This is a genomic window from Pedobacter changchengzhani, from assembly GCF_004354365.1.
In the GTDB taxonomy this organism is placed as follows: Bacteria; Bacteroidota; Bacteroidia; order Sphingobacteriales; family Sphingobacteriaceae; genus Pedobacter; species Pedobacter changchengzhani.
In genome coordinates this window covers 87970-114678 of record NZ_SJCY01000011.1, presented here as the reverse complement: position 1 = coordinate 114678, position 26709 = coordinate 87970, and the positions used below count along the sequence as shown (strand labels likewise).

Sequence of the window (26709 nt, the reverse complement as noted above, 5' to 3'; positions counted from 1 at the left end):
TTCTTTCTGTTTGCAAAACCATTGAGCTTACTCTCAGATAAGTGATGGTTCAATTCCCCAGCCATCATAGACTCTAAAAAATGCTTCATCATAGGTGCCAAAACACCATCACTTCCAGTCATCTTTTCGCCGGAACTTAGCCCAGCCATTGCTTCGTTTTTGAAGCTCTCAAAATCAAAATCTTCTCCTGTTCTCATCGCTAATTGTGTTTAAAGGTTTAACGCTTTGACACAGTTCGTGGTACATACTCCCATGATATTAAATATATCAAAGAACTACCCTTCTGATTTCCAGAGTCGGTTTCCCAAAGTTCAAAATTAAGCCAACACTACAACCCGAACACTTTAAATAATTAATCGACTGAGCTAAATCTTCATTTGCGATTCCACTTTTTGATTTAATTTCGAGTATAACAGAATCAAAAACGACAAAATCAGCGTTAAAACTATGACGTAATAAAATTCCTTTATAATAGACAGGATAATACTTTTCTCTTTCGAAAAAATGGCCTCTACTTTCCAACTCGATAACAAGCGCATCTTTATAAACAATTTCCAAAAACCCACAACCTAAAGTTTTATGAACTTCTATAGCTGCATTTATGATTAAATAAGTTTCATTTTTATAGGGAAAATTGTTTTCCCTTATCGAATAATCCATATTGATAAATTTAAACCTAAGTTAACGCATTTTTTATTTATTTTAATTTCCGTGAATTCCGTGTTTCCGTGGCAGATAATCCAGCAACACACCTTTTTAAACGCTACGTTTCTTTTCCATGAATTCCGTATTTCCGTGGCAGATAATCCGGCAACACACCTTTTTAAACGCTCCGTTTCTTTTCCGTGAATTCCGTGTTTCCGTGGCAGATAATCCAGCAACACACCTTTTTAAACGCTCCGTTTCTTTTCCGTGAATTCCGTGTTTCCGTGGCAGATAATCCGGCAACACACCTTTTTAAACGCTCCGTTTCTCTTCCGTGAATTCCGTGTTTCCGTGGCAGATAATCCAGCAACACACCCCTCCAAACGCTCCGTTTCTTTTCCGTGAATTCCGTGTTTCCGTGGCAGATAATTCAGCAACACACCCCTCCAAACGCTCCGTTTCTTTTCCGTGCATTCCGTGTTTCCGTGGCAGATAATTCAGCAACAGACCTTTTTAAACGCTCCGTTTCTTTTCCGTGAATTCCGTGTTTCCGTGGCAGATAATCCAGCAACACAGCTTTTTAAACGCTCCGTTTTTTTTCCTTGCTTCCTTGCCGGCTCATAAAACAAAAAAAGCGCCTCGATTTCTCGAAGCGCTTTCTTTATCTAAATTAAATAAATATTATTTTGCTAATTCTTCTGCCATTGCAGCACCGATTTCAGCAGGACTTTCTACCACACGAATACCACATTCGCGCATAATTTTCATTTTTGCAGCAGCTGTATCGTCCGCACCACCAACAATTGCACCAGCGTGGCCCATTCTACGTCCAGCAGGAGCAGTTTGACCAGCTATAAAACCAACAACAGGCTTAGTGCCATGTTCTTTTATCCAACGTGCAGCTTCAGCTTCCATTCCACCACCAATTTCACCAATCATGATGATTCCGTGCGTATCTGGATCGTTCATTAATAATTTTATCGCTTCGACAGTTGGTGTTCCAATAATTGGATCGCCACCAATTCCGATTGCTGTGGTAATACCCAAACCAGCTTTAACAACCTGATCAACGGCTTCGTAAGTTAAAGTTCCTGATTTTGAAACCACGCCTACATGACCTTTTTTGAAGATAAAGCCTGGCATGATACCAATTTTAGCTTCATCTGCAGTGATAATACCTGGGCAATTTGGGCCAATCAGCGTAACATCGCGATCAGAAATATATTCCTTAACCTGAATCATATCCTTTGTTGGAATGCCTTCAGTAATACAAACAATAACTTTGATACCACCTTCGGCAGCTTCCATAATTGCATCGGCAGCAAAAGCTGGTGGCACAAATATGATCGATACATCGGCCCCTGTTTTTTCTACAGCATCTGCAACTGTATTAAACACAGGCTTATCCAAATGTGACTGCCCACCTTTTCCTGGCGTAACACCACCAACAACATTTGTACCGTACGCCAACATTTGCTCTGCATGGTAAGTGCCTTCGTTTCCGGTAAAACCTTGTACGATAACCTTAGAATCTTTATTTACTAAAACGCTCATGTATCAATTATTTTGTGCAAATCTAATATTTTAGCCTTGCAATTCAAACCTAAAAGGATATTATTTTGAATTTAGGCTTTTATGGATGATGTGGATTAAAACAATTACCGAGCAATCATTTTCGCTAGCAACTAATTATAATCCTAAAATTATGCGCCAGTCAATAACTTAAAAGTTAGTTAATTAATCAATACCCCATTAAGCATTGCAAAACTTTGTTTTTCTGATGTGGACAAAGCCTATTCCACCTATTAATAATAGTAAGGCAGGAATGTAATCGTCCAACGGACATTGCATTTCATAATCTCCTTTTATGTATCCGCGCCCTCCAAAAGCACATCCGCCTATTACCCTTACTAAAACCCAGTTGCAACCTGGTGCAGAAGGATAGCTGGGTGTGCCATAATACAAACCTGAACTGGGAACTTGATTGGTTAGCAGAGAGTTACCTACTAAACAACCAATTTCCGAAAATACTTTGTTGGGGATGAAAAAAAATATTATTGAGAACGGGATGATTAAACCTAACTTTTTCATAAGCTTTAGTATTAATCAGGCACTAATATATGGTTAATAATTGATAAAAAAATAAGTATCCATCAGTTTATCAATTGATTATGGTGAAACACGAGCGCGCTTCGACCTCCTTTACAAAACAAATTTAGCAATTGATGAACGCCAGGCCATTCGTTTATTTAAAATAACACCTATTTTAACCTAATAAAGATGTATTTTTGGAGTTGCCAAAGACCAAATAAAAATGAATACATTTCCTTTACTTTAGAAAAATAAAGGAAAATATTATTAAAATTGCCTCAAAATATGCCTAACAATAAATCATTTATACTGTTCATTCCATTAATTGCAATCATTTTGTTGTCATCCTGCTCTGTTCGCAGAGAGAAAGCGTTGTTTAATGCTCCGACTGATATTATTACAGACACCTTAAAACAGGTTTACGTTGTAAATGATCAAGGGTTGGGAGATTTATACTACCGAATTAAACCAAACGATTTGTTGGCCGTGCGAAACGTTCAAAATCCTGAGTTTGGAGCGGTTGGCAGTACTTCATCTTCTGGAGGTGGTGGTTCAACTGGAGGAACAGCATCTGCTGCACAATCTTTTGCGGTAGATTTAGACGGACAAGTAGATTTGCCAGCAATAGGAAAAGTTGCCGTAATAGGCTTAACCAGACGAGAAGCTGCAGCGAAACTACAAGAGATTTATAAAGAAAAGCTATTAAAAGATCCAATTATAGAGGTAAGCGTGGTTAATTTGAAAGTTACTTTATTGGGCGAGTTTGCCAGGCAAGGGAATTTTTTATTAGAGAAAGACAACACCACTTTAATTGACATTTTGGGAGAAGCTGGAGGAATAAATAAAACGGCAGACCCAAAGAGCTTAAAAATCATCCGTGGAGATAGGGCTAATCCTGAGATTATATATGTAAACCTAAACAACATTAACAGTTTAGCCAGCAAAAAATTAATTCTGCAAAATAACGACATCATCTATCTGCAAACCACAAAATCGGCTGCATTTAATGAAAAAATGCAATCCATCAGCAGTTTCGTACAGCCTATTTTGGTAATTGTAAATGTTGCATTGCTTATACTAACCATTACAAAATAGTTATGGATACTCAACCCATTAAAAGTGTTCTTGTTAATCAGCAGTTAAACTATTGGAAGGTTATTAGGATTTTTCTAAGTAGATGGTATTGGGTTTTAGGTTGCGCAGTTATTAGTTTAGTTGTGGCTTGGCTTTATATCCGCACCATACCGCCTACATACACCACTGGTGCTTCTTTAAAATTAGATGAATCTCCATCTGATGCGGCAACTGACCCAAGTATGCGCAGTTATAGCCGCTTTTATCAAAGTAATATACAAACTGAAGCAACGGTAATGCGTTCTCAAAATGTTATTAACAGAGCAATTGAGCATTTAGATTATAAAATTTCTTATTATTTAAAGGGAAGGGTTTTAACTAGCGAACTTTACCCATCAGTACCATTTAAAGTTATCGTTATTTCGCAAGATAGTGTCAATTTTAGTCGGGCAACTTACGCTGTAGAACCTATAGACAAAGACAGCTTTAGCTTAACATCTACTGATCAGCCAGAAAAGAAGCTAAAATTTAAATATAACCAAAATATTGCGTTAGGCAACATGTTGTTTAGCATCAAAAGCCCGATACCGAATGTAGGGAGTTACAGCTTTAAATTTAATACCAAATCAGATTTTTATGGACGTGCTGTAGGTGGATTGAACATTTTTGAAGCCGAAAAGTATAGTAATATCATGAACATTAATCATACTGATGTTAACCCAGTGTTTTCGTCGGATATTTTAAATGCCATTGTTAAGGAATATATTATTAACGACGCCGAACAGAAAAAAAGATCAGCGAAGCAAACCATTGCTTATTTGGATAGTCAAATAGATTTTTTAAATAAACAAGTAGATCAAGCTGGAAAAAAGCTATCGAATTTTACGTCAGAAAGTACTGTTGGAGATCCGGCAACGGATAAACAATTTAACATTGGCAAGCTCACTTCCCTTCAAACGCAGCGTACAGATTTAGCATTTCAAAAGTTTTCCATCGAACAATTAGAACAGCAAATTAAAGCAAACAAGGAAAAAATTAGATTAAGTTTAGATATTGATGGCATCGCAAGTTCTGGATTGCCAGCATTGATTGGCCAATTAAACGGCGCTATCGCCAATAGGGAATTAAAGTTGACCCAATTTAATGAGGATGCCGCTCCTATTAAGCAGTTAGATAATCAAATAGCAGAAATAAAACAGCTTATTAATGCAAATATCAATTCGCTAAAACAAAAGAATCAAAAAACCATCAACCTAATCAACAGTGAATTAAATAAGGTAGGTGGTTCGTTAAGTCAGCTTCCTGCTAAGGAGAACGATTTCGCTAAACTTCAGAATAATTATAATATCAACCAAAGAATGTTTTCTTTGTTGTTTGAGAAAAAACTAGCGGCTCAAATTACATCTGCAGCCGTTACGGCAGGAGCCAATATCATTAACGAAGCGCAACCATCGTTCAACCCTATTTCTCCCGTAGCGGGCCAAATTTATTCATCTTATTTAATCGGTGGTATTCTGGCTGGCTTGGGCCTGATCGTTTTAGTTAGGTTAATCAACCCATACATTTACGATGTGGAAACTGTAGAAGGTTTAACGAGTATTCCAATTCTGGGTGTGATATTAAAGTATGATAAGGGCAAAATTGGTGACATTCAAAAAATATTAGCGCTCGAAAAACCCAAATCCATTTTTGCAGAATCGGTAAGATCGGTGCGTACAAACCTGAGTTTTTTAGCTTCGGATAAAGAAAATAAAACAATTTGTATCACTTCAGAAATTTCTGGTGAAGGCAAATCTTTTGTAGCATTAAATTTAGCTGGCACGCTTAGTATAATAGATAAAAAGGTGATTCTGATTGCTGCAGATTTAAGAAGATCTAAATTACACCATGTTCTTGATGCTGATAATTCGAAAGGATTGAGTACTTATTTATCTGCGCAGTCTGACTTAGATGAAATTATAAATCGAGATAACGCTTACAATTTTGATTATATAACCTCGGGTCCTGTGCCACCAAATCCTTCAGAATTACTTCATAGCAATAAAATGAAATTGCTTTTGCAAGACTTGAAAAAAAGATACGAATATATCATTTTAGATACTGCCCCGGTTGGTTTAGTGTCTGATTCTGTTCCGATAATTAACCAAGCAGATGTAAATCTTTTTATTATCCGCTCTGGGGTGTCAAAATTTGGCGCTGCATCAGTACCCGAAAGACTATCTAAAGAATATGCTTTAAATAATATAGCCATTATATTAAATTCGTTTTCGAACGAGTTATTACACTCGAACATTCATACCAGTAATTATACCCAAAGTGGATCTGGAACTTATTACTACTCTAATTATAGTGGTTATGGAGATAGGACGTATTATGAAGATGAGGTTAAAAAATGGTGGGAATTTTGAAAAAAAAGCTAGGAGGTGGTTACGCGTGGAGGCGTTAAAGCGTTAAGATGAGGAAGCGGGAAGGTATAGAGATTAAAATCCTCAACGATTCAACGAAAAACGACTAAACAAATAAACAACAAACTACTAAACGAAAAATGGACAATACCTACAATTGGTACCCAGTGTGCACAAAATCACGATTTGAGAAAAAGGCATACGACGAACTTCTGCGCAAAAATATTATTGCCTACCTACCCTTAAAAAAAACCTTAAAACAGTGGAGCGATCGCAAAAAAATAGTTGAGGAGCCTTTAATAAAATCTTATTTATTCGTTTATATCTCAACCAAAGAATATGGAGAAGTATTGATTACAAACGGCATTGCTAGGTTTATTTATTTCGCTGGCAAAGTGGCATCAATGCCCCAACGACAGATAGAAGATTTAAAATTATTGCTAGCAAACGATTCGGATTTGGAAGTTTTCGAATTTGACATTCAGCCGGGCGAAAAAGTATTGATAAAAGCAGGGCCATTTAAAGGAATGATTGCTGAAGCTGTATCCCTATACAACAAACAACGCATCATACTACGTTTAGAAAATATGGGACTTTCTATAAACATCAATACATCAATGGCATTTATAGAATCATTAAAAGACTAAAAAAGTCAAAATCTTCAAAAAACCTGCCTTAATTTTTGTAAGTTCGCCTTATTTGCAGGCAATTGCACCTGCATTTAAATAGTATTTTAGTCCCTACTAAATAAGCTGATCAAACGGTTACATTGCCATAGAATTTAAGGCGGTACAAAACAGTAGGACAAACTAACTCAGTGCTAGCTAAGTTAGCAGAATCGAAACATAATAATCAGGCTTATTTTTTCAAAGAAATGGGACTGAAAGGGCGAAGCTGTGGGAGACCGAGACCGAGGCTGAGACTGAGACTGAGACCGAGACCGAGACCGAGACCGAGTACTAAACTTTAACCTCAACCTTAACCTCAACCTTAACCTTAACCTTAACCTTAACCTCGACCTTAACCTCAACCTCAACCTTAACCTTAACCTCAACCTCAACCTTAACCTTAACCTCGACCTCAACCTTAACCTTAACCTCAACCCCAACCTCAACCTCAACCTTAGAGATAAAAAATGTATTACGACTTCACCGACATGCCTGTATGGAAAATTTCGATGGATTACGCAGTAGAAATATTTAATTTGACTATTAAACTGCCTAAGCAAGAGGACTATGCTTTAACATCTCAAATTAGAAGGTCATCTGTTTCAGTGTCGGATAACTTAGCAGAAGGATTTGGTAGAGAAACGAATTTAGATAAGAAGCGATTTTACGTGATGTCTCGAGGTTCACTCTTAGAATCGAAAAATCAATTAATCTATGGTAAAGCAGTAGGCTACTTTAGTGAAGAGACCGTTAACAACTTATTAAAAAGCAACGAACAAATTCATCACGAATTAAATAAATTAATAAAAAGCTTGAGAGGATAAATAAGGCTGAGAGATAACAGAGGCTAAGACTGAGACCGAGGCTGAGGCTGAGACTGAGACTGAGGCTGAGACCGAGGCTGAGACCGAGGACGAGACCGGAGACCGAGGCTGAGACCGGGACCGAGACCGAGGCTGAGACCGAGACCGAGGCTGAGACCGAGACCAAGGCTGAGACCAAGGCTGAGACCGAGGCTGAGACCGAGGCTGAGCACTCAACCTTAACCTAGCCCTAGACCTTAACCTCAATCTCAACCTTAACCTCAACGTCAATCTCAACCTCAATCTCAACCTTAACCTCAATCTCAATCTCAACCTAAACCTCAACCTTATCCTCAACCTCCTTTGTGCCGTATAGCTGGAATTATAAATAAAACTCAAGATGAAGCAAAACTACTGCATGATGTAAAAATTATGTGTGACGTTATGGCTCATGGTGGCCCTGATGATGAAGGCTTCTATATTAATGAAACAGAAAATTTTGCTTTTGGTCACAGAAGGTTAGCATTGATTGATTTATCCAAAAATGGTCACCAACCCATGTTTTACAATAACGACGAGCTGGTGATTACTTTTAACGGAGAAATTTATAATTATTTAGAACTGAAGCAAGAATTAGTAGAACAAGGTTTTTTATTCAACACACAAACCGACACCGAAGTTATTTTAGCGAGTTACAAAGCTTGGGGAATTGAAAGTTTTAACAAGTTTAACGGAATGTTTGCCTTTGCCCTTTACGACAAATGCGAAAACACAACTTATTTAGTTAGAGATAAATCTGCAATAAAACCACTTTATTACAGCAATGTAAATAACAGTTTGGTGTTCGCGTCAGAAGTTAAGGCATTTGAAGCAGTTGATTATGAGTACACGGAAAATCCCGATTGGAAAATTTATTTCTTAGCCTTCGGTCATATCCCAGAGCCATTTACAACATATTCTGAAATCAAGATGTTGCCAAAACAGCATTATCTAAAGTGGAAACATAAAAGCAATTCTTATATTCTAGAAAATTATTCGAGTACAAACACAGTTAAGCAGATTACAAATCGAGCAGAAGCAATTGTAGCGGTACGTAATTGTTTAAAAAATTCGGTAAAAAACCATTTACTATCAGATGCCAAAATTGGCGTTTTTTTGAGTGGTGGAATCGACAGCAGTGTTCTTTCTGTACTGGCAAACGAGGTTAAAACTGATGAAGGAAAAATAGAAGATTTAAACACACTATCTATAAACTTTAAAGAAGCGAAATTCTCTGAAAAAAAATATCAAGATATTATAGTTGATAAAATCGGCGGAAAACACTCCGAATATCTAATTACGAAAGAGATTTTCGATTCAAATTTTGAACGTGCATTAAATGCAATGGATCAACCCACTACGGATGGGGTAAACTCGTGGTTTGTAAATTACTTTGCTAAGAAAGAAGGATTAAAAGCAGTATTATCTGGCATAGGTGCCGATGAATTATTTGGCGGTTATCCATCTTTTAATAGAATGGCAATTGTTGATACACTATGCAAACTGCCAAAATTTCTTTTAAAGAAAGGCTATCATTTCAAAAATGAACTTTTAAAACGGGCTTATTACCTCAGCTATAAAAACACCATTGGCCAATATCTTTTTCTAAGGGGAATATTTAGTCCACGAGATATTAGTGCGCTGTTAAATTGTTCTCTAAATCATGTGGATGAAGTTCTGCAAAAGATCAAAATCCATGCGCCTGTAACACTTAATTCAAAAGAAAAAGCAAGCTGGATGGAAATGAACATTTACATGCAAAATCAATTGCTTAAAGATACCGATATGATGAGTATGCAGCACGGTATTGAGGTGCGTTTGCCATTTTTGGATCAAGATTTAATCAAACTGATGCAACATTGCAAAAGTAATTTGGTATTTAACAAATCACCCAAAAAAGCATTACTTATTGATGCGTTTGAAAATATGATTCCAGAAATAATATGGAATAGACCCAAAATGGGTTTTACCTTTCCTTTTGAGATTTGGTTAAAACAAAACAAAAAGGACATAAAGAAAGATCCTCAAAATAAACACGAAAAAGAAATTTTAAGTGCTTATCAAGCTGGACAATTACATTGGGCAAAGTCATTGGCTATCCGCTTGATAAACAAGAAAGAACTTTGAAAAAATCATCACAAATAATTAATGAAACTTAATTTTTTTGAAAGATGCTTTTATTAACCCTTAAAACATTTAGCTCAACTGGCGGTATCGAGAAAGTAAGCAGAACACTTGCAAAGGTGCTCTACGACCATCATCATCCAAGTAACGGTGTAAAGGAAACAACTTTCGAGATGGTTTCGCTTTGCGATAAAAATGAAAATTTAGATAGCAGGTACTGCACGCCAGATAAATTCTCGGGCTTTGGAGGCAATAAAATACTTTTTGGAGTATCAGCTTTCGCAAAAGGTTTGCATCATGAGGTTATTTTACTAAGCCACATCAATTTGCTCTTTATTGCAATGCTAATCAAATTTTTTAAACCTAAAAAACGAATTATCCTTTTAGCACATGGCATAGAGGTTTGGAGAGAACTTAGAAATTGGAAAAAGAAATTTATACAAAAAAATGTTGAAATATGGGCAGTAAGCCATCATACCGCAAATATTTTAATAAATACCCATAATATTGACCGAAAATCAATACACGTACTCAATAATTGTCTAGATCCATATTTTAAGCTCCCAACTAAATTCGAAAAACCTGCCTATTTATTAGAAAGACATCAAATAAATAATCAGCAACCTGTACTGTTAACCGTTACACGTTTGTGCTCATCAGAACTTTATAAAGGGTATGATATGGTGATTGAAACTTTGAAAGATTTACTGATAAGCTTTCCTAATCTTAAGTATTTATTGGCAGGGAAATATGATGTAAAAGAAAAAGCGAGAATTACAAAAATGATTAGCAGAGATGGTTTAGAAAAACATGTATCATTGGTCAGCTTTATCCCAGATGATGAACTTTCTGATTACTTTTTACTTGCCGACCTTTTTATCATGCCAAGTAAAAAAGAAGGCTTTGGAATCGTTTTTATAGAAGCCACCGCTTGCGGATGTCCTGTGATTGCAGGAAATCAAGACGGCAGTACCGATGCTTTACTAAATGGGGACCTTGGTTTGTTGATCAATCCAGAATCTTCATCAGAATTGATCAGTGCAATAGAAAAAAGCTTAACAAAAGGTAAAAGCCATGCCTTAAGCATAGTTTTACAACAAAAATGTTTGGCAAATTTTAGTTATAAAGCCTATCTAGATAAGGTATTGGCGTTATTAAGGAGTGGAACCCCAAAATGATGTAATCCTGAGCGGAGTCGAAGGACAATCATTTTGTTATTTTATTACTAGTGAAAGGTCTTTGACTAAGCTCAGACTGACAACTCTTAAGCTTTAACTAATCATTCGTACCAAAAACAAGTGCTCTGTCGGAATGGCGGAGAGATAAAATTAGCTTCCATAACATTATTAAGAAACTAAAAATATAAATGAACCAAGACGAACACGATTGGAGCCCCTCCCCAACCCTCCCGAGAAGTCGGGACGCGTACCCTGAAGGAGAGGGAGTAGTTATTGAAACCATATGAACACAGACAATCAAGAATGGGAAATTAATTCCAAATCTTCACTATTCGACCTTAAGTTAAACGAGGTTTGGGCTTATCGCGATCTATTGGGTCTATTGGTGCGAAGGGATTTTGTTTCCTTCTACAAACAAACCATTTTAGGTCCGCTATGGTTCTTTATCCAACCCCTATTCACCACCATTATTTTTACATTCATTTTCGGCAATCTGGCTGGAATCTCTACTGATGGTTTGCCAAAACCGTTGTTCTACATGGCCGGTATTACGGCTTGGAACTACTTTTCTGATTGTTTAACCAAAACATCAACCGTATTTAGAGATAATGCAGGCATTTTCGGAAAAGTATATTTCCCTCGGTTAATTATGCCTTTAAGTATCGTAGTCAGCAACTTGGTCCGATTCGGCATACAAATGCTCCTATTCGTGTTCTTCATGGCCTATTATTACTTTTCGGGTGCACATTTTCAAATAACTTGGGCCATTTCGCTCTTTCCGCTCTTAGTTTTATTAATGGCGCTGTTGGGCTTAGGTACTGGTATGATTATTTCTGCCATGACCACCAAATACAGAGATTTAGCATTTTTAGTCGGTTTTGGTGTACAGCTTTTAATGTATGCCACGCCAGTAATCTATCCTTTATCCATCGCCCTAACAAAATATCCAAAATATGCTTGGCTTATCGAGTTTAACCCAATGACGCCAATTATTGAAACCTTTAGATATGGCTTTTTAGGCCAAGGTAGTTTCAGCTGGGGAAGCTTGGGTTATGTGAGTGGGATTACGGCGCTTTTGATGGTTGTTGGTATTGTAGTGTTTAATAAAGTGGAACGAACTTTTGTGGATACAGTGTAGGGATAAATTTATGCATACATCAATAGCTAAAATCGAGGAAAAAATTAATACAGTTAATCAATTATTAAGTTACCCATTAACAACACCAGATTTTTTAAACAAAAAATATTACCCGTCATTGGATGGTTGGAGAGCTATAGCTATAACACTAGTGGTTTTAGGCCATGCTGGTTCCTCAAGTTCACCGGATTCTGGTTATTATATAATTGCTAAAATTTTCTTCAGTGGATTACTTGGCGTAAAAATATTTTTCGTATTAAGTGGTTTTTTAATTACAAGTCTACTGATAAAAGAAAAGATAAAATATGGTTCAATTAATGTCAAAAATTTTTTCATAAAAAGAGGCCTGAGAATTCTGCCCGTACTTTACCTATACTTGCTAATAGTTTTTATTCTAAATAATAAGTTTGATTTTGGACTTAATTCTATAGGCTTCTTGGGACCAGCCTTATATGTTACAAACTTTGGTTTTTTTCCATCATCTTGGGTTCTTGTACACACATGGACACTCTCAGTTGAAGAACAATTTTATATGTTATGGCCGTTTATTTTTAGACTAAATAAATATGCAATTTATATTTGTATAATAATTATTTGTTTATCTCCTATTTTAAAGCCATTAACCTATAAATTTCCTTCGTTAAATTACTTACTTCTGCAACCATTTTTTAATTCAGCAACATCAATTTTCACTGGGTCATTGAGCGCCTTTCTTATTTTCAATAAACATATATTTAAAAGACTGATAATTACAAAAGTGATGGCAATAATTGCCTTTATATTTTTATGCGTTTACGCATATTCGTTATCTTTAGGCATTTTTGGAAAATTTAATTTAACATTAGGAGAGTTAGTAGCAAATTTTTCAATAATGTATCTTATAATAGCTACAATAGTTAAACATGATCATTTTCTATTTAAAGTACTAAACACCCAGCTTTTTATAAAGCTAGGGACAATCTCTTATAGTTTATATATATGGCAACAGCTGTTTTTATTTCCTTTAGGGATTTATCCGAATTGGTCGGTTTACGTTTGGTTTCCAATAAATATAATATTTGCAGTTTTGGCGGCATTAGTATCATATTATTTTTTTGAAAAATATTTTTTAAATCTTAAAAACAAATTGCTTCGCGACACTTAATGAATTTGGCAATAAAAGCAGAAAACCTCTCCAAAGCCTACCAGCTTGGCCAAATTGGCACCGGCACAATAAGCAAAGACTTAGAGCGCTGGTATGCCAGTATACGTGGAAAAGAAGATCCTTTTTTAAAAATTGGCGAAACTAATGACCAACGGAGCAAAAGCTCAAGCGACTTAGTTTGGAGTTTAAAAGACATCAACTTCGAAATTGAACAAGGCGATGCCGTGGGCATTATTGGCAGAAATGGTGCCGGTAAAAGCACTTTATTAAAAATATTAAGTAAAGTAACCGCTCCTACCACGGGCAAAATCTCGGGAAGAGGTAGAATAGCCAGCTTACTAGAAGTTGGGACAGGTTTCCACCCAGAATTAAGCGGTAGAGAAAACATTTTTTTAAATGGTGCTATTTTAGGCATGCGCATAAAAGAAATCCAACGTAAATTGGAGGAGATTGTAGATTTTGCAGGTATAGAACGCTACCTCGATACGCCAGTGAAACGCTATTCTTCTGGTATGTATGTGCGTTTGGCATTTGCAGTTGCGGCACATTTGGAAAGTGAAATCTTAATTGTAGATGAAGTTTTAGCTGTTGGCGATGCAGAGTTTCAAAAGAAATGCTTGGGAAAAATGAATGATGTGAGCAAAGGTGAAGGGAGGACGGTACTTTTTGTGAGCCATAACATGGATTCCATAACAAGACTTTGCGAGAAAGGTATACTTTTGAAGAATGGACGAATACAATCGTACGATCAGTCATCTAAGGTTATTGATTCCTATTTGAGATCTGATTCTGGTACTACGTCAACACGAACTTGGTCTCATAGGGATGCGCCAAAAAATAGTTTAGTAGAATTAATATCTGTCAAAGCACATGATGCTAATTATGTAAATAAGGAATTTTTTGACATTACTGAATCAGTAGGTATTTCCATGAAATATCAAGTTTTTACGGAAGGATACATATTTCATTCAGCATTTAATTTTTTCAATGGAAATGGTGTAAACATATTCGATGCTCATGAATATTTAGATTCCAATAACAAGCCTAAGCAAATAGGTACTTACGAAGTTGTTGCTTGGTTGCCAAAAAATTTATTCTCAGAAGGAAATATTATAATCGGAGCTGCGATTTTAACGCAAAATCCATTTGTAATACATTTACATGAAATGGATGTAATCGTCTTTAATATGGTAGATCAAACAAATGATAATCCTACAAGAGGTCATTATGTTGGAAGTCTACCCGGCATCGTCAGACCTCTGCTAGAATGGTCAATAACCAAGATTTAATCATTTAATGAGTTGAGATTCTGCACAAAATATTTTGAACTAAATTTTAAAGAGATATTATAAAATAAGTAAGTAATTATTACAGCAACAAAAAATATGATTTCATTTGGCAAAAATAAATTCAACTATACTGATACAGTCAAATTTGACATTAAGTCAATTGAGCAGGGGCATCACAAACTAGCGTATAAAAATGTTCCAATGATAAAATGTCCATTTGATTATGTAATTTATCAAATGTTAGTATTTCAGATTAAGCCAGACTTGATTATAGAAATTGGAACAAATAAAGGTGGTTCTTCCATGTATCTCGCAGACCTGCTTGAACTTAGTGGAAATGGAGAACTACATACTATAGATATTGTGGATTTAAGAGATGAAGCCGCTAAGTCACATCCTAGGATAAAATTTTTTGGTAGTGGTTTCCAGAACTATGATATTAACCTTATCAGCTCATTCAGTACGGTTCTAATAATTGAGGATGGGTCTCATACTTATGAAGATGTCAAGGCAACACTAAATAAATTTTCAAAGTTTGTTACAAAAGAATCATATTTTATAGTAGAAGATGGAATTTTAGATAAGTTGGGTTGGAAAAAAGAATATAACGGTGGTCCAAATAAAGCAATAAAAGAATTTATACAAGAGAATGATTCGTACATTATCGATAGATATTGGTGCGATTTATTTGGAATTAATGCAACTTTTAATACCAACGGATTCTTAAAAAAAATTAAGTAGTATATGGAATCGGAAGAAATATGGACAGGAGAACGCTTAGAAACTTATATTTTTAACGAAAATACAATAGAGCACCTCCATCGATATGCAATCGCAATTGAACTAACTAAAAATAAGGTTGTTTTGGATATCGCTTGCGGTGAGGGGTACGGTAGTAATTTATTGGCTGAAAGTGCAAAATACGTTCATGGTGTAGATATATCACCAATCACTATTGATAAGGCTCAAAAAAAGTATCTAAAATCTAACCTAAAGTTTAGCTGTGGTTCAACATCTGCCATTCCGCTTGAAAATCAAAGCATTGATGTAGTTGTCAGTTTCGAAACTATAGAGCATCATGATCAACATGAACAAATGATGCTTGAAATAAAAAGAGTTCTAAAGCCCAAAGGATTACTAATAATTTCATCACCAGATAAACTTACCTATACAGACCAAACAGGAAATATCAATCCGCACCATGTTAGAGAACTTTATTTTGAAGAATTCAATTTCCTATTAAAGCGACATTTCAAAAATGCTTCTTTCTATTTTCAAAAAATGATACAAGGCTCTATTATTTACAATAATAATTTAAAGATGAACTTCTCAGAATATGTAGGAGATTATTCGATAGTGAAAGAGATCTCAGAAAAAACGCATATTTACGTTATCTCAATAGCGACTAATGGTGAATTACCTCTTTTAGGAATTAGCTTATTTGATTCTAAAATGATTAATTCGTTAAGCATACAAGATACTCATCAGAAAATTGAAAGTGCAGTATCAAAAATAAAACAATCTTGGAGCTATAGAATTGGCAATGTGCTTTTAAGACCATTGAGTTTCTTTAAAAGTAAATTTAATGCCTAAAGTCACTGTAATTATTCCAAACTATAATCATGCAAAGTTTCTCGAACAACGGATTGACTCAGTAATCACTCAAACTTACCAAGATTTTGAAATTATAATTTTGGATGATTGTTCTACAGACAACAGTAAGAATATTATTGAAAGATATAGAGGTAATTCAAAAGTAAAAGAGATTGTTTATAACACGAGGAATAGCGGTTCCGCGTTCAAGCAATGGGAAAAGGGAATTAGTTTAGCCAAAGGTGAATACATTTGGATTGCTGAAAGTGACGATTTTGCAGATATTTTTTTCATAGAAACTTTGCTAGAATGTTTTACTACTCAGAAAGACATTGGAATAGCCTTCTGTAACTCTAATTGGATAAATGATAAAAATGAAATTGGTATCAGTCTCTCTCTGCATTTGAAATCGAGATTTGCATTAGGAAATAAAGAAATAATAACATTGTTGTATTATAACACTATTCAGAATGTAAGTTCAGCACTCATAAAAACTAATCTCGCAAAAAAGTATACAAGTCAATTATGGAAATTCAGATCCTGCGGTGATTGGCTTTTCTACATCCAAATTTTAAGTGAATCAAATTTATATTATACTGAAAAAATACTTAACAATTTCAGATGGTATCATGACAATATTTCAAATTCAGCATTCAAGAATGGGCTCTGGATTACTGAAGGTACTAAACTATTAAGCCTGCTGAATCCAAAAACGATAAAGCTACCTAGGCGAGAACTACATCAAACAATTAAGATGTGGTTATCAAAAATATGGGGAAACAATGGGCTGGATATAAAAGCTCGAATTAAATCAACAATAGATATAGCCACCTTTTACATAAGATTTGCAATATGACAAGTGCTATATTAATTATCATACATAAACCAGATCCTCAAGAATCAGAGTTAGCTTCACTAGAACAATGCTGGAAAAAACTTAACAACTATAAAATTGTATTGATTTTTCCAAAAGGAATGGACATTGGTGCTTATTTACCAGTCGCACCAAATATAAGCCATGTTGCCATAAACCCTAAATGGCTTTCAACTTATCGAAATTTTAATAAATTAAAAACCAACCCATTACTCTATAAATTATTCAGCAGTTTTGATTTTATTTTATTTTATGAGCTGGACGCATGGGTATTTAATGATGAATTACAGTATTGGTGTAGCCAAAATTATGACTACATCGGTGCACCATGGTATGAAGATTTGCACAATGCAAATTCAGATTCAAAATTTATAGGTGTCGGCAACGGTGGGTTTTCACTAAGAAAAGTAAAAAGTCACTTAAAGGTTCTCTATTCATTTTCTTATGTAAACTCACCCGTAGAAATGATGAAAGAAACTTTTAAAAACAGAGGATTAACGTTTAGAAGTTTACTTCATGTTGTGTCCAATTTTACTTTTAGGAATAATACATTTTATCTTTTTAACAACTTTAATTCTGGCGAGGATATTTTTTGGGGACAAATTGTTTCTAGGTCGTTTAAAAACTTTAGGCTACCAAATGAGCGCACGGCTTCTAAGTTCGCAATGGAAGTAAAAGCGCCTCAGCTTTATAAGGAAAACAATAACATATTACCCTTTGGTTGCCACGCTTGGGAAAGATACCACAAAGATTTTTGGATGCAATTTATCAAAGTAAAAGAGGAAAATGAATGAGATCAGGTTGATTTCTATCATTATTCCAACCTACAACTCAGGAAAAACCATTGAAGCATGTTTGGAATCAATATCCATACAAACTTTTAAAGCTTTTGAAGTAATCATTATAGATGGACTATCTACCGATGAAACAATTCTAAATGCAAAAGAATTTGAGAATAAAATCGCATTAACCATTTCATCAGCAATGGACGAAGGAATTTACGATGCTATGAACAAGGGAATATCATTAGCAAAGGGCGAATATTTATACTTTTTGGGCAGTGATGATACTTTATTTGACAATGAAGTTTTACACACTATTGCAAAGGAAATTGTAAATTCTGATGCTAGGATAATTTACGGCAATGTAAAAATGAAAGGTAACAGCCATTTGGTAAAAAATAATACAATCTACGGTGGCGAATTTGACTTAAAACGTTTATTGGTTCACAACATTCCACATCAGGCTATATTCTACCATAAAAGTGTTTTTGATCAAATCGGGAAATACAATATCAATTATCAACTCTTTGCAGATCATGATTTTAATCTGAGAGCCATCTCTAAATTTGAGCTTCAGTACATTGACCAAATCGTTGCCAATTTTAATGTTGGAGGTTCGAGCACAACGTTAAAAGACGAAAAATTTGAACAAGATAAAATTTATAATTTCATCAATTATTTTGGCAAACACATTCATAAAATAGAATTTGCTAAAGTTAGATATTACATTAAAGAAGCGGCATTAAATAGAAATAGTAAAGTAGCACCAATGATGAGAGTTTACTGCTTAATGATTTATTCAAAACTGAAAGTTCAATCCTTATTAAAATGATTTCGATTATAATTTGTAGCCGAACGGCAAAGATTAACGAAACGCTAAAAACTAATATTGAGAAGACTATCGGAACTGAATATGAAATTATTGCAATTGACAACTCTGCTAATAAACTGAGTATTTTCGAGGCTTACAATATTGGTGTATCAAAAAGTAACGGTTCCATTTTGTGCTTTATGCACGATGATATTTTATTTCATACTCAGAATTGGGGTGTTAAGGTTGATCGTCATTTCGATAACCAAAATATTGGCGCCATTGGTATTGCAGGAAGCCCTTATGCGCCAAATATGCCTGGATCTTGGTGGGGAGGCGATTTAATTAACCAACAATTACTTGTAAAAGAAAACAGCAGTTTAAGATTATCAACGAAAATTAGCGATGGCATCGAAGCCGTTTCTAAACCGGTTGCTGTACTTGATGGAATATGGTTATGCATTAGAAAATCTATATTCGATAAAATTAAGTTTGATAGTGATAATTTTAAAGGTTATCACATTTATGATATTGATATCTGCTTACAAATTTTTAAATTAAAGTATGAACTATATTGTGTTTTCGATATCCATATCGAGCATATCTCTATGGGAGATGTAAATGACCAATGGATTAAGAATGCCCTTGCGCTAAAAAAAAAATGGAAAAAAACATTACCAGTACAAGTTGTAAAATTAACTAAAACTGAAATGTTAGATACAGAGTTTAAAACCCTAAAAGAGTTTTCTCAGATATTAATTGCTAATAATTATTCTCCTAAATACAGTTATAATTTAGCTTTAAAAGAAATTTTTCAAAGTAAGTTTGGTATTTCAGCGTATAAGGAAACAGCTTATTTTTTATTAAAATACATAAAAAGTACCATTACCGCCTTTAAAATATCATGAAAGAACTGTACGATAAAAAAAATATTTCTTATTACAGCCATACCAGACCAGAACTGCTGAAATTTTTACCCAAAACTTTTACTTCAATTTTAGATATTGGTTGTGCTGGTGGTAATTTTGGACAAATGCTAAAAGAGCTTTACAAATGTGAAGTTTGGGGTGTAGAGCCAGGTGAAAATTCGGCAAAGATTGCAAGTACTAAATTAGATAAGGTATATCATGGGCCATTTGATAATGAGACAGATATACCTGCCAACAAACAATTCGATTGTATATTTTTTAATGATGTGCTTGAGCATTTAGCACAGCCAGAGGAAGCATTATTACTTGCAACAAAGTATTTATCGCCCACAGGTTGTATAATTGCTTCAATTCCTAATATTAGGTTTTACCCAGCTATAATTTCTCTGTTAAGACATAAAGACTTTAAATACCTTGATGCGGGCGTCATGGATAAAACGCATCTTCGGTTTTTTACAAAAAAAAGTATGATTAGGCTTTTTGAAGAAAGCAATTACATTGTTAAAACAGTAGAAGGAATTAATCGACACACTTTTAAGTATTTAGAAATTCTAAATTTCTTTCTGCTAAAATCAATAGACGACATGCATTACCCACAATATGCGATAGTTGCTACAAAAAATGAATAGCGAAAATCCATTAGTTATAGATATTATTATACTTAGCTATGCTAAAAATGATGAGCTTAAAAAACTGACTGAACAAACCATTTCCACCTGTGTTGAATCTGAAGAGCAGAAAGAAATCAAGTTCAATATCGTGGTTATTGAGTCTAATCAGAATTTAAAACCATATCAATTCGAACATTCAGAAACAATTTATCCTGACGTGAAATTTGGTTTTCACAGGTATTTAAACATCGGAATAAAAAATACGAATAACGAATATATATGCCTGTGTAATAACGACTTGCTTTTCCATCCAAATTGGGCATCAGAAATTCTTAAGGCAATGAAAGATGATTCAGAACTTCTAAGTGCTAGTACGTTCTGCCCAATTATGCACAAAAATGGAAAATTTAAAATGAATAGCGGTTTGATTGATGGTTACGAAACGTTATTTTCTGGTTGGTGCTTTATGGTTAAAAGGTCCCTATTTGATACAATAGGTTTTTTAGATGAAAAATTTGAATTCTGGTATGCAGATGCGGATTATTTAAAAACATTGAAAATGCATGGAATTAAAAATACACTAATCACCAGCTCAATCGTTTCACATCTAAATGCGGTTACATCTCAGTCCTTGAGCAAAAAGGAATATTTTAGATATACTCGCCTGCCGCAACTCTATTTTAATTACAAATGGAAGCGAGATTCATATCTTAAATACAAGACTAAGCTGTTTTATTTTAAATTTAAACATCTTTTAAGCCTCAAATAAATGAAACTAAATTACGCAACTAACTTTGCTATTCGTTTATTCAAATTGCTCAACTTTAAAAAAATTCGGTCAAAATATAAAGCTCAAATATTCGAAGAGAAAAAAAAGATTGTCTTTTATAGTGAATTAGAAAAATTTGAGAAAGAACAGTTACTTTCTTCTAGATCCTTAAAAATAGAAAGATTAATTCCTTTTCTTAATGACAAGACTTCAAATACTTCCTTTGACCCCCACTATATTTATCACCCAGCATGGGCAGCAAGAATTCTTGCCAAAACAAGACCAGCATTTCACATCGATATTTCAAGTACAGTGAGTTTTTGTAGTATTGTTTCAGCCTTTATTCCAGTAAGATTTTATGATTATCGGCCGGCAAAAATCCAACTAAGTGAGTTGGCAATGGGAAAAGCAGATTTGATGGCCCTTCCGTTCGCAGATAATTCTGTTGAATCAATTTCTTGCATGCACACGGTAGAGCATATCGGCTTGGGCAGGTATGGCGATCCGATAGATTATGATGGAGACATCAAAGCAATGAAAGAACTTGCAAGAGTTTTGGCACCTGCTGGAAATTTACTCTTTGTGGTACCAGTCGGTTTTCGGAGAATAGAATTTAACGCACATCGCATCTATCAGTATGAAGATATCATTGAGACTTTTCCATCTTTAGAAATTGTTGAATTTAGTCTCGTACCTGATGACTATGAAGATAAAGGCCTAATTTTAAATGCAACAAAAAGCGAAGTTAATGCTCAAGCGTGGGGTTGTGGGTGTTTCTGGTTTACTAAAAAATGATAGCAGTTGCATTAGCTGGAGGTTTAGGAAATCTTCTATTTGAATATGCCTTTATTTACAGTTCACATAAACGATTAAACACCAATTTCATTTTATTAAAAAAGGGCTCTCCTATTTTACTGTATAAATATTTTATATTAGATAAGAATACGTTCTATTATCTAGACTTATTCTTCTTCGATTATGATGGGTTTAAATTAATTTTCTCGCATTATTTAAGAAGGATTTTTACAACTTTACTGATTAAAACGAAACTGAAACATACTGTCGTAGTCGATAATCGTGACAACCCAAAAGTAGCACTTAAGTTAATAAATGATAATACTATTTATGAAGGTTATTTTCAATCAGAACAATATTTCCAAACGCATAGTAAAGAAATATTAACGCTATTTCAAATCAAAAAAAAATATTTAAAGGCATTTGATCATAAGTTCAATTGGTTAAATAATAAAAAAAAAGTTGTTACGATTCATATTAGACGAACAGATTATCAATCGGCTTTTGGATATTTAAACCTAGGTTCTGCTGACTTAACTTTGCCGATGAGTTATTACCATAGTGTTATCAAAAAGATTCATAATTCAGAAAATTTTTACATTTTCATCTCTGATGATATTTTATCTATTGGTAAAGAATTCGGTTATCTGGAAAACAAATATCTTTCTCAAGAAAATGAGATTATTGATTTCCAGCTTATGCAAAATGCAGATATTTGTGTAATTGCAAATAGCTCATTTAGTTGGTGGGCTGCCTATTTAAATAACAAGGAAAAAATAGTGTATTGCCCCAAATATTATCTAGGTTTTCTAACAGAAGTTGAATACCCAAACCAAATATATCCACAAAATTGGATTCAGATACCAGTAATTTAACCCTTAAAAAATCTTTCTTTACTTTTGCAAGTGGTAAAAAGTACTTGGCGCTTGCTTTCGCTTTAGCTCGGTCGTACCGTTTTCACAATGGTACTTCAATTCCATTTAGCATAATTTCTAATAAAGATTTCAGTTTACCTTGGGATTTGACTTGGGTAAACAAAACAATAGTTAGTCAAAACATTCTTGGTCCAGGTTTAGAATTCAAACTTCATCTTTTAGACATTGCTCCAACAGATGAATCCATTTTTATTGACGCAGACTCTTTAATTTATGGAAGTATAAGCAACCTATTTTCTTTGTTCAATAAGCAAACAGTAAATGTAATTGGTTTAAAGGTTACGGATGGTATTTTTGTAGATGAAGATGTTGAATCTGCCTGTAAAGAATTTGATTTAAATTATATGGTAAGATATTGTGGCGCCTTTTATTACCTCATAAAAAATAAAATAGGTAAAGATATCTTCGATTATGCGAATGAACTTTATCTTTCAGGCCGAAAATTTCAGCACAATGAAAACACCATGTATGATGAGCCAATTTTATCGATAGCCTTGTCTAAATTTAGGGTAGATCCATTAGCAGACGATGGTAAAATTTGGGGTGATTTGGCTCAATGGGAGTATAAAAATCAACTTAATATATTTAAGTTTCCGCCCGTTTTTAATAATATCGCCAACGCTACAAATTATAAATTCTGGTTACCAATAGGCGAATACAGTCCAAAAATACTTCATGTAGGTAGTGGGAATTATAATAAAAAACCTTGGTTATTTGATTCCGTTCGTTTAAAGCTACATTACAAATTATTACTGCCTGTAAATTTAAGCGATTGGTTGGTGAAAATTATCGTGATCCCATTATATCAATTGGCAAGAAAATTATTGAGGTAAATGAAGTTGGTTATTTTAATTATAAAAATTGATTGCTGTAAATAACATCAAATATTATAAAGGACTCGATGTTTTGAGGGCTTTTGCTGTTTTCTTTGTGATTATTACACACTGGGGCCCACATCAATTTAGCTCAGTAACATTTACAGCTATATACCAAAAAATACTGCCCGACGGCAATTTTGGTGTAGATCTTTTTTTTGTGCTTAGCGGATTTCTAATTACTAAGATTTTACTTAACGCGAATTTAGAATCTAATGGAATAAATAAAATGAAAATTATCAAATCATTTTATATACGTAGATCATTGCGAATATTTCCCGTTTACTACATTTTAATTCTTATCGTGTTTTTATTGGGAGACCAAGGAGTAAGGAATCATTTACCTTATTATCTCACTTATACTTCAAATATTTTTATATTTCAAACAAATATTTGGGATAGTATTTCCCATACTTGGTCACTTGCTGTCGAGGAACAATTCTATATAATTTGGCCATGGGTTATAATTCTCTGTCCTCAAAATAAAATTTTAAAAACCATTTTAGCTTTCCTAGCAGTAGGCATTATTAGTAGCTTGGCAATACATTATTTTTATGGTGCTATTTTTTATGTGCTCACACCTACTTGTTTTACAGCATTTTCGATTGGCGCCTTAGCGAGCTATCTACAAATCTATCCAAATGTTAAAATTCAACGTATTATTACATTTGCCCTTCCTTTTGCAATTCTTTTTTTTATGATTAGCCAATTTGGTCATAAATTGGTGTTAATTAGATTGATAAATTCAATCATTGCCGTTAACCTTATCCTCTATGTAACCAAAGAGAAATATAACACTGTAACAAAATTTATCTTTGAAAATAGATTATTAATTACCATTGGGAAAATCAGTTATGGTATTTATTTGTATCATTTCATTACACCAAGATACTATTTAGAGTTTATAGATTATATTAATCATTATTCCAATTTTTCCCCTCGCACATTAAGAATATTAACTTATCCACCGCCAGCATATTTAATCCAATTGGCAATTGTTTTTTTTGTGTCCTATATATCATTTAAATATTTAGAATCTAGTTTCACAAAATTGAAACGATATTTTAGCTATACAGACAGTAATAATATAACAAAGCATATTGAGAATATCAATATTAAATATTAGTCATGAAGAAGATTAACATTAAATTTCAGAATGGTTTATCTTTTGAAAGTGGCGTTAAGGAGATTCTTTGGGAATTAACAGATGAGTATGAATTTGTAGACAGCAAGAATCCAGATTTTATCATTTTTGGGCCTTATGGAAATGATATACCTACGAAAGGAGATTATGTTAGGATAGGGTATTATTGCGAAAGTATTAGACCAGATTTAACAAATTGTGAATGGGCATTTGGTGTGCCAATAGAAGAGGAAGTTAAAAATTATCGATACAAACGCATACAATGGCATGGTTTAAATCCATCCGTTTTTATCAAAAATATTGATGTTAAATCTGAGTTTGCAAAAAAAACTAAATTTTGTAATTTCCTATATTCAAATAAGATACCTTACCGGGAAGAATTTTTCAAACAGCTATCAAAATACAAAAAGATAGATGCTCCAGGAAAATCTATGAACAACATGGCTCCAATAGATTCTCAATACAAAGGGGATACATGGGAAATTAAACGACAATTTCTTAGCCCATATAAGTTTACAATTGCTTTTGAAAGCTATTCTTATCCAGGTTATCAAACAGAAAAATTATATGATGCCATGCGGATGAATACAATTCCCATTTATTGTGGAGACCCAAAGGTAGCTGAGGTATTTAATGACCAAAGCTTAATCGATGCTAACAATTATGTAGAAGTTTCTAACAATACATTAAAAGAATTTTTAGAAAAAAATAGTCAGTATAACTTTAAAGATTACCGTCCCGCAACATTTGATAGTTTATATTACAAAGTGCGTCGAAAATTAAAAATGATCGGCAAAAATGAAAAAATGAAAATACAGCTGAATAATCTGAATTTTACACCTTTGATTGACAAAATCATTGAACTAGATAATAATCCCGAAATGTATATGAGTATGTTGAATGAACCTTGGCTAAAAGAAAACAAAGTGCCCGAAAGTTTATCATCAATAAATAGATGGAGAGAAATCTTTAATTCTTAGTTATTGATGACTTTACCTTTAATTTCAGTGATTATCCCACTCTACAATTCAGAAAAGCATATCGCTGAAACACTTAACAGTATTTATAATCAAACCTACACCAATATCGAGGTTATCGTTATTGATGATGGTTCGACAGATAACTCTTACGAGGTTGCTAATAAATTAAAGAAGGAAAATACAATCATCGTACGCCAAAATAATAAGGGCGCAAGCGCAGCAAGAAATGCTGGATCAAAAATTGCAAAAGGTAAATATATTCAGTTTTTAGATGCTGATGATTTGATTAGTGACGATAAGATAGCTAGTCAGGCTTTGATACTTGAAGAAAGACTGGAGTTTATAAGCATTTGTTCAACAGTATATTTTAAAGATGGTGAAGAAATTAACCTAAAATATCCTGAAAAAACTTGGATGAGCAATTTTACTGGTTCTAAACATGAATTTATAAGAAACCTTTATGGGGGCGATCTAGTGGGGGCGAATTTAGGCGGAATGGTTGCTGTACACTCTTGGCTATCGCCAAAAATAGTATTGGATAAGGCAGGACAATGGAACGAGGCGTTAAGTATGGATGATGATGGAGAATACTTTTGTAGAGTTTTGTTAGCATCAGAAGGTATTTGCTTTTCAGTGAATGGAATTAATTATTATAGAAAGCACAATTCAAATACTAATCTATCAGCCCAACTTACTTTAAAAGGCTTCACTTCTATGTTCAACGCTTCGTTACTTAAATATAGCCACTTAAAAGACGAGCTTAGTAAAGATTTACTTGATAAGATTTTTAGTATCGAATTTCAACAAATTACTGTTGCAACCTATCCAAGGTTTAATGGTATATCTGCACAAGCATTGAAGAAAACAAAAGAATTTGGATTAAAAAAAATAGCCTATTCAGCTGGCCCGATCAGTACAATCTTAAGTAAAATATTTGGTTGGAAATTAATCAAATACATTAACTATTTGCGTTTTGGGCATTAATTCAAAAAGAGTAGTTAACTGCTATTTAC

The 26709-nt window shown here is 34.0% G+C and carries 26 protein-coding genes and 1 pseudogene; 23 read left to right on the top strand and 4 right to left on the bottom strand.

Features of this window, described 5'->3' with window-relative positions:
- From EZJ43_RS14595 to EZJ43_RS14580, 4 genes and pseudogenes are all read right to left on the bottom strand, one after another.
- Positions 1-197 (bottom strand): annotated as a pseudogene (locus EZJ43_RS14595) (IS256 family transposase); the annotation flags it as partial.
- Between the two features lie 70 nt (positions 198-267).
- Positions 268-660 carry a GxxExxY protein gene (locus EZJ43_RS14590; RefSeq protein WP_133263450.1) on the bottom strand — a complete coding sequence of 131 codons (393 nt, stop codon included), beginning with the start codon at positions 658-660 and terminating at the stop codon, positions 268-270.
- A 666-nt stretch (positions 661-1326) separates the two neighbouring features.
- Positions 1327-2199: a succinate--CoA ligase subunit alpha gene (gene sucD / locus EZJ43_RS14585; protein ID WP_133263449.1), complete on the bottom strand. Its 873-nt coding sequence runs from the start codon at positions 2197-2199 to the stop codon at positions 1327-1329.
- Between the two features lie 198 nt (positions 2200-2397).
- A complete protein-coding gene (locus tag EZJ43_RS14580; protein ID WP_133263448.1) occupies positions 2398-2736 on the bottom strand; it encodes a hypothetical protein in 339 nt (112 codons plus the stop codon).
- Positions 2737-3021: 285 nt separating this feature from the next.
- Here EZJ43_RS14580 and EZJ43_RS14575 point away from each other — a divergent pair, with 285 nt between their 5' ends.
- The 23 genes from EZJ43_RS14575 to EZJ43_RS14455 all read left to right on the top strand — a co-directional run bounded on the left by EZJ43_RS14575 (position 3022) and on the right by EZJ43_RS14455 (position 26680).
- Entirely contained in the window at positions 3022-3831 is an 810-nt protein-coding gene (locus EZJ43_RS14575) for a polysaccharide biosynthesis/export family protein (protein ID WP_133263447.1), read from the top strand.
- 2 nt (positions 3832-3833) lie between these two features.
- Entirely contained in the window at positions 3834-6218 is a 2385-nt protein-coding gene (locus EZJ43_RS14570) for a GumC family protein (RefSeq protein WP_133263446.1), read from the top strand.
- Positions 6219-6355: 137 nt separating this feature from the next.
- A complete protein-coding gene (locus EZJ43_RS14565) occupies positions 6356-6862 on the top strand; it encodes a UpxY family transcription antiterminator (protein ID WP_133263445.1) in 507 nt (168 codons plus the stop codon).
- A gap of 488 nt (positions 6863-7350) precedes the next feature.
- A complete protein-coding gene (locus EZJ43_RS14555; RefSeq protein ID WP_133263444.1) occupies positions 7351-7707 on the top strand; it encodes a four helix bundle protein in 357 nt (118 codons plus the stop codon).
- Between the two features lie 342 nt (positions 7708-8049).
- Complete coding sequence (asnB, locus tag EZJ43_RS14545) at positions 8050-9852, top strand: asparagine synthase (glutamine-hydrolyzing) (RefSeq protein WP_133263443.1); 1803 nt, start codon at positions 8050-8052, stop codon at positions 9850-9852.
- 44 nt (positions 9853-9896) lie between these two features.
- Positions 9897-11027: a glycosyltransferase family 4 protein gene (locus EZJ43_RS14540; protein ID WP_133263442.1), complete on the top strand. Its 1131-nt coding sequence runs from the start codon at positions 9897-9899 to the stop codon at positions 11025-11027.
- Between the two features lie 283 nt (positions 11028-11310).
- Positions 11311-12165: an ABC transporter permease gene (locus EZJ43_RS14535; protein WP_133263441.1), complete on the top strand. Its 855-nt coding sequence runs from the start codon at positions 11311-11313 to the stop codon at positions 12163-12165.
- Positions 12166-12175: 10 nt separating this feature from the next.
- The gene (locus EZJ43_RS14530; protein WP_133263440.1) at positions 12176-13309 is read left to right on the top strand and encodes an acyltransferase family protein; all 1134 of its coding nucleotides are present in this window, start codon (positions 12176-12178) and stop codon (positions 13307-13309) included.
- Positions 13309-14598, top strand: a complete 1290-nt coding sequence (locus EZJ43_RS14525; protein WP_133263439.1) for an ABC transporter ATP-binding protein — start codon at positions 13309-13311, stop codon at positions 14596-14598. The genes EZJ43_RS14530 and EZJ43_RS14525 overlap by 1 nt, the downstream gene beginning before the upstream one ends.
- 96 nt (positions 14599-14694) lie before the next feature.
- Positions 14695-15339, top strand: coding sequence for a CmcI family methyltransferase (locus EZJ43_RS14520; RefSeq protein ID WP_133263438.1), 645 nt, complete (start codon positions 14695-14697; stop codon positions 15337-15339).
- 3 nt (positions 15340-15342) lie between these two features.
- Positions 15343-16191 (top strand): class I SAM-dependent methyltransferase, encoded by an 849-nt coding sequence (locus tag EZJ43_RS14515; RefSeq protein WP_133263437.1) that lies wholly within the window; start codon positions 15343-15345, stop codon positions 16189-16191.
- Positions 16184-17047 (top strand): glycosyltransferase family 2 protein, encoded by an 864-nt coding sequence (locus EZJ43_RS14510; RefSeq protein ID WP_133263436.1) that lies wholly within the window; start codon positions 16184-16186, stop codon positions 17045-17047. The genes EZJ43_RS14515 and EZJ43_RS14510 overlap by 8 nt, the downstream gene beginning before the upstream one ends.
- Positions 17044-17859, top strand: coding sequence for a DUF5672 family protein (locus EZJ43_RS14505; RefSeq protein ID WP_133263435.1), 816 nt, complete (start codon positions 17044-17046; stop codon positions 17857-17859). The genes EZJ43_RS14510 and EZJ43_RS14505 overlap by 4 nt, the downstream gene beginning before the upstream one ends.
- Complete coding sequence (locus tag EZJ43_RS14500; protein ID WP_133263434.1) at positions 17852-18679, top strand: glycosyltransferase family 2 protein; 828 nt, start codon at positions 17852-17854, stop codon at positions 18677-18679. Before EZJ43_RS14505 ends, EZJ43_RS14500 begins: the two co-directional genes overlap by 8 nt.
- Positions 18676-19566, top strand: a complete 891-nt coding sequence (locus EZJ43_RS14495) for a glycosyltransferase (protein WP_133263433.1) — start codon at positions 18676-18678, stop codon at positions 19564-19566. The genes EZJ43_RS14500 and EZJ43_RS14495 overlap by 4 nt, the downstream gene beginning before the upstream one ends.
- Positions 19563-20216: a class I SAM-dependent methyltransferase gene (locus tag EZJ43_RS14490; protein ID WP_133263432.1), complete on the top strand. Its 654-nt coding sequence runs from the start codon at positions 19563-19565 to the stop codon at positions 20214-20216. The genes EZJ43_RS14495 and EZJ43_RS14490 overlap by 4 nt, the downstream gene beginning before the upstream one ends.
- Positions 20209-20967, top strand: coding sequence for a glycosyltransferase family 2 protein (locus tag EZJ43_RS14485; RefSeq protein WP_133263431.1), 759 nt, complete (start codon positions 20209-20211; stop codon positions 20965-20967). The genes EZJ43_RS14490 and EZJ43_RS14485 overlap by 8 nt, the downstream gene beginning before the upstream one ends.
- Positions 20968-21762, top strand: a complete 795-nt coding sequence (locus EZJ43_RS14480; RefSeq protein WP_133263430.1) for a DUF268 domain-containing protein — start codon at positions 20968-20970, stop codon at positions 21760-21762. It begins immediately after the preceding gene.
- A complete protein-coding gene (locus EZJ43_RS14475) occupies positions 21759-22637 on the top strand; it encodes an alpha-1,2-fucosyltransferase (RefSeq protein WP_133263429.1) in 879 nt (292 codons plus the stop codon). The genes EZJ43_RS14480 and EZJ43_RS14475 overlap by 4 nt, the downstream gene beginning before the upstream one ends.
- Entirely contained in the window at positions 22613-23530 is a 918-nt protein-coding gene (locus EZJ43_RS14470; protein ID WP_133263428.1) for a hypothetical protein, read from the top strand. Before EZJ43_RS14475 ends, EZJ43_RS14470 begins: the two co-directional genes overlap by 25 nt.
- 28 nt (positions 23531-23558) lie before the next feature.
- Complete coding sequence (locus tag EZJ43_RS14465; protein ID WP_133263427.1) at positions 23559-24698, top strand: acyltransferase family protein; 1140 nt, start codon at positions 23559-23561, stop codon at positions 24696-24698.
- Positions 24699-24700: 2 nt separating this feature from the next.
- A complete protein-coding gene (locus EZJ43_RS14460) occupies positions 24701-25696 on the top strand; it encodes a glycosyltransferase family 10 domain-containing protein (protein ID WP_133263426.1) in 996 nt (331 codons plus the stop codon).
- 6 nt (positions 25697-25702) lie between these two features.
- Positions 25703-26680: a glycosyltransferase family 2 protein gene (locus tag EZJ43_RS14455; RefSeq protein WP_133263425.1), complete on the top strand. Its 978-nt coding sequence runs from the start codon at positions 25703-25705 to the stop codon at positions 26678-26680.
- Positions 26681-26709: the final 29 nt, after the last annotated feature.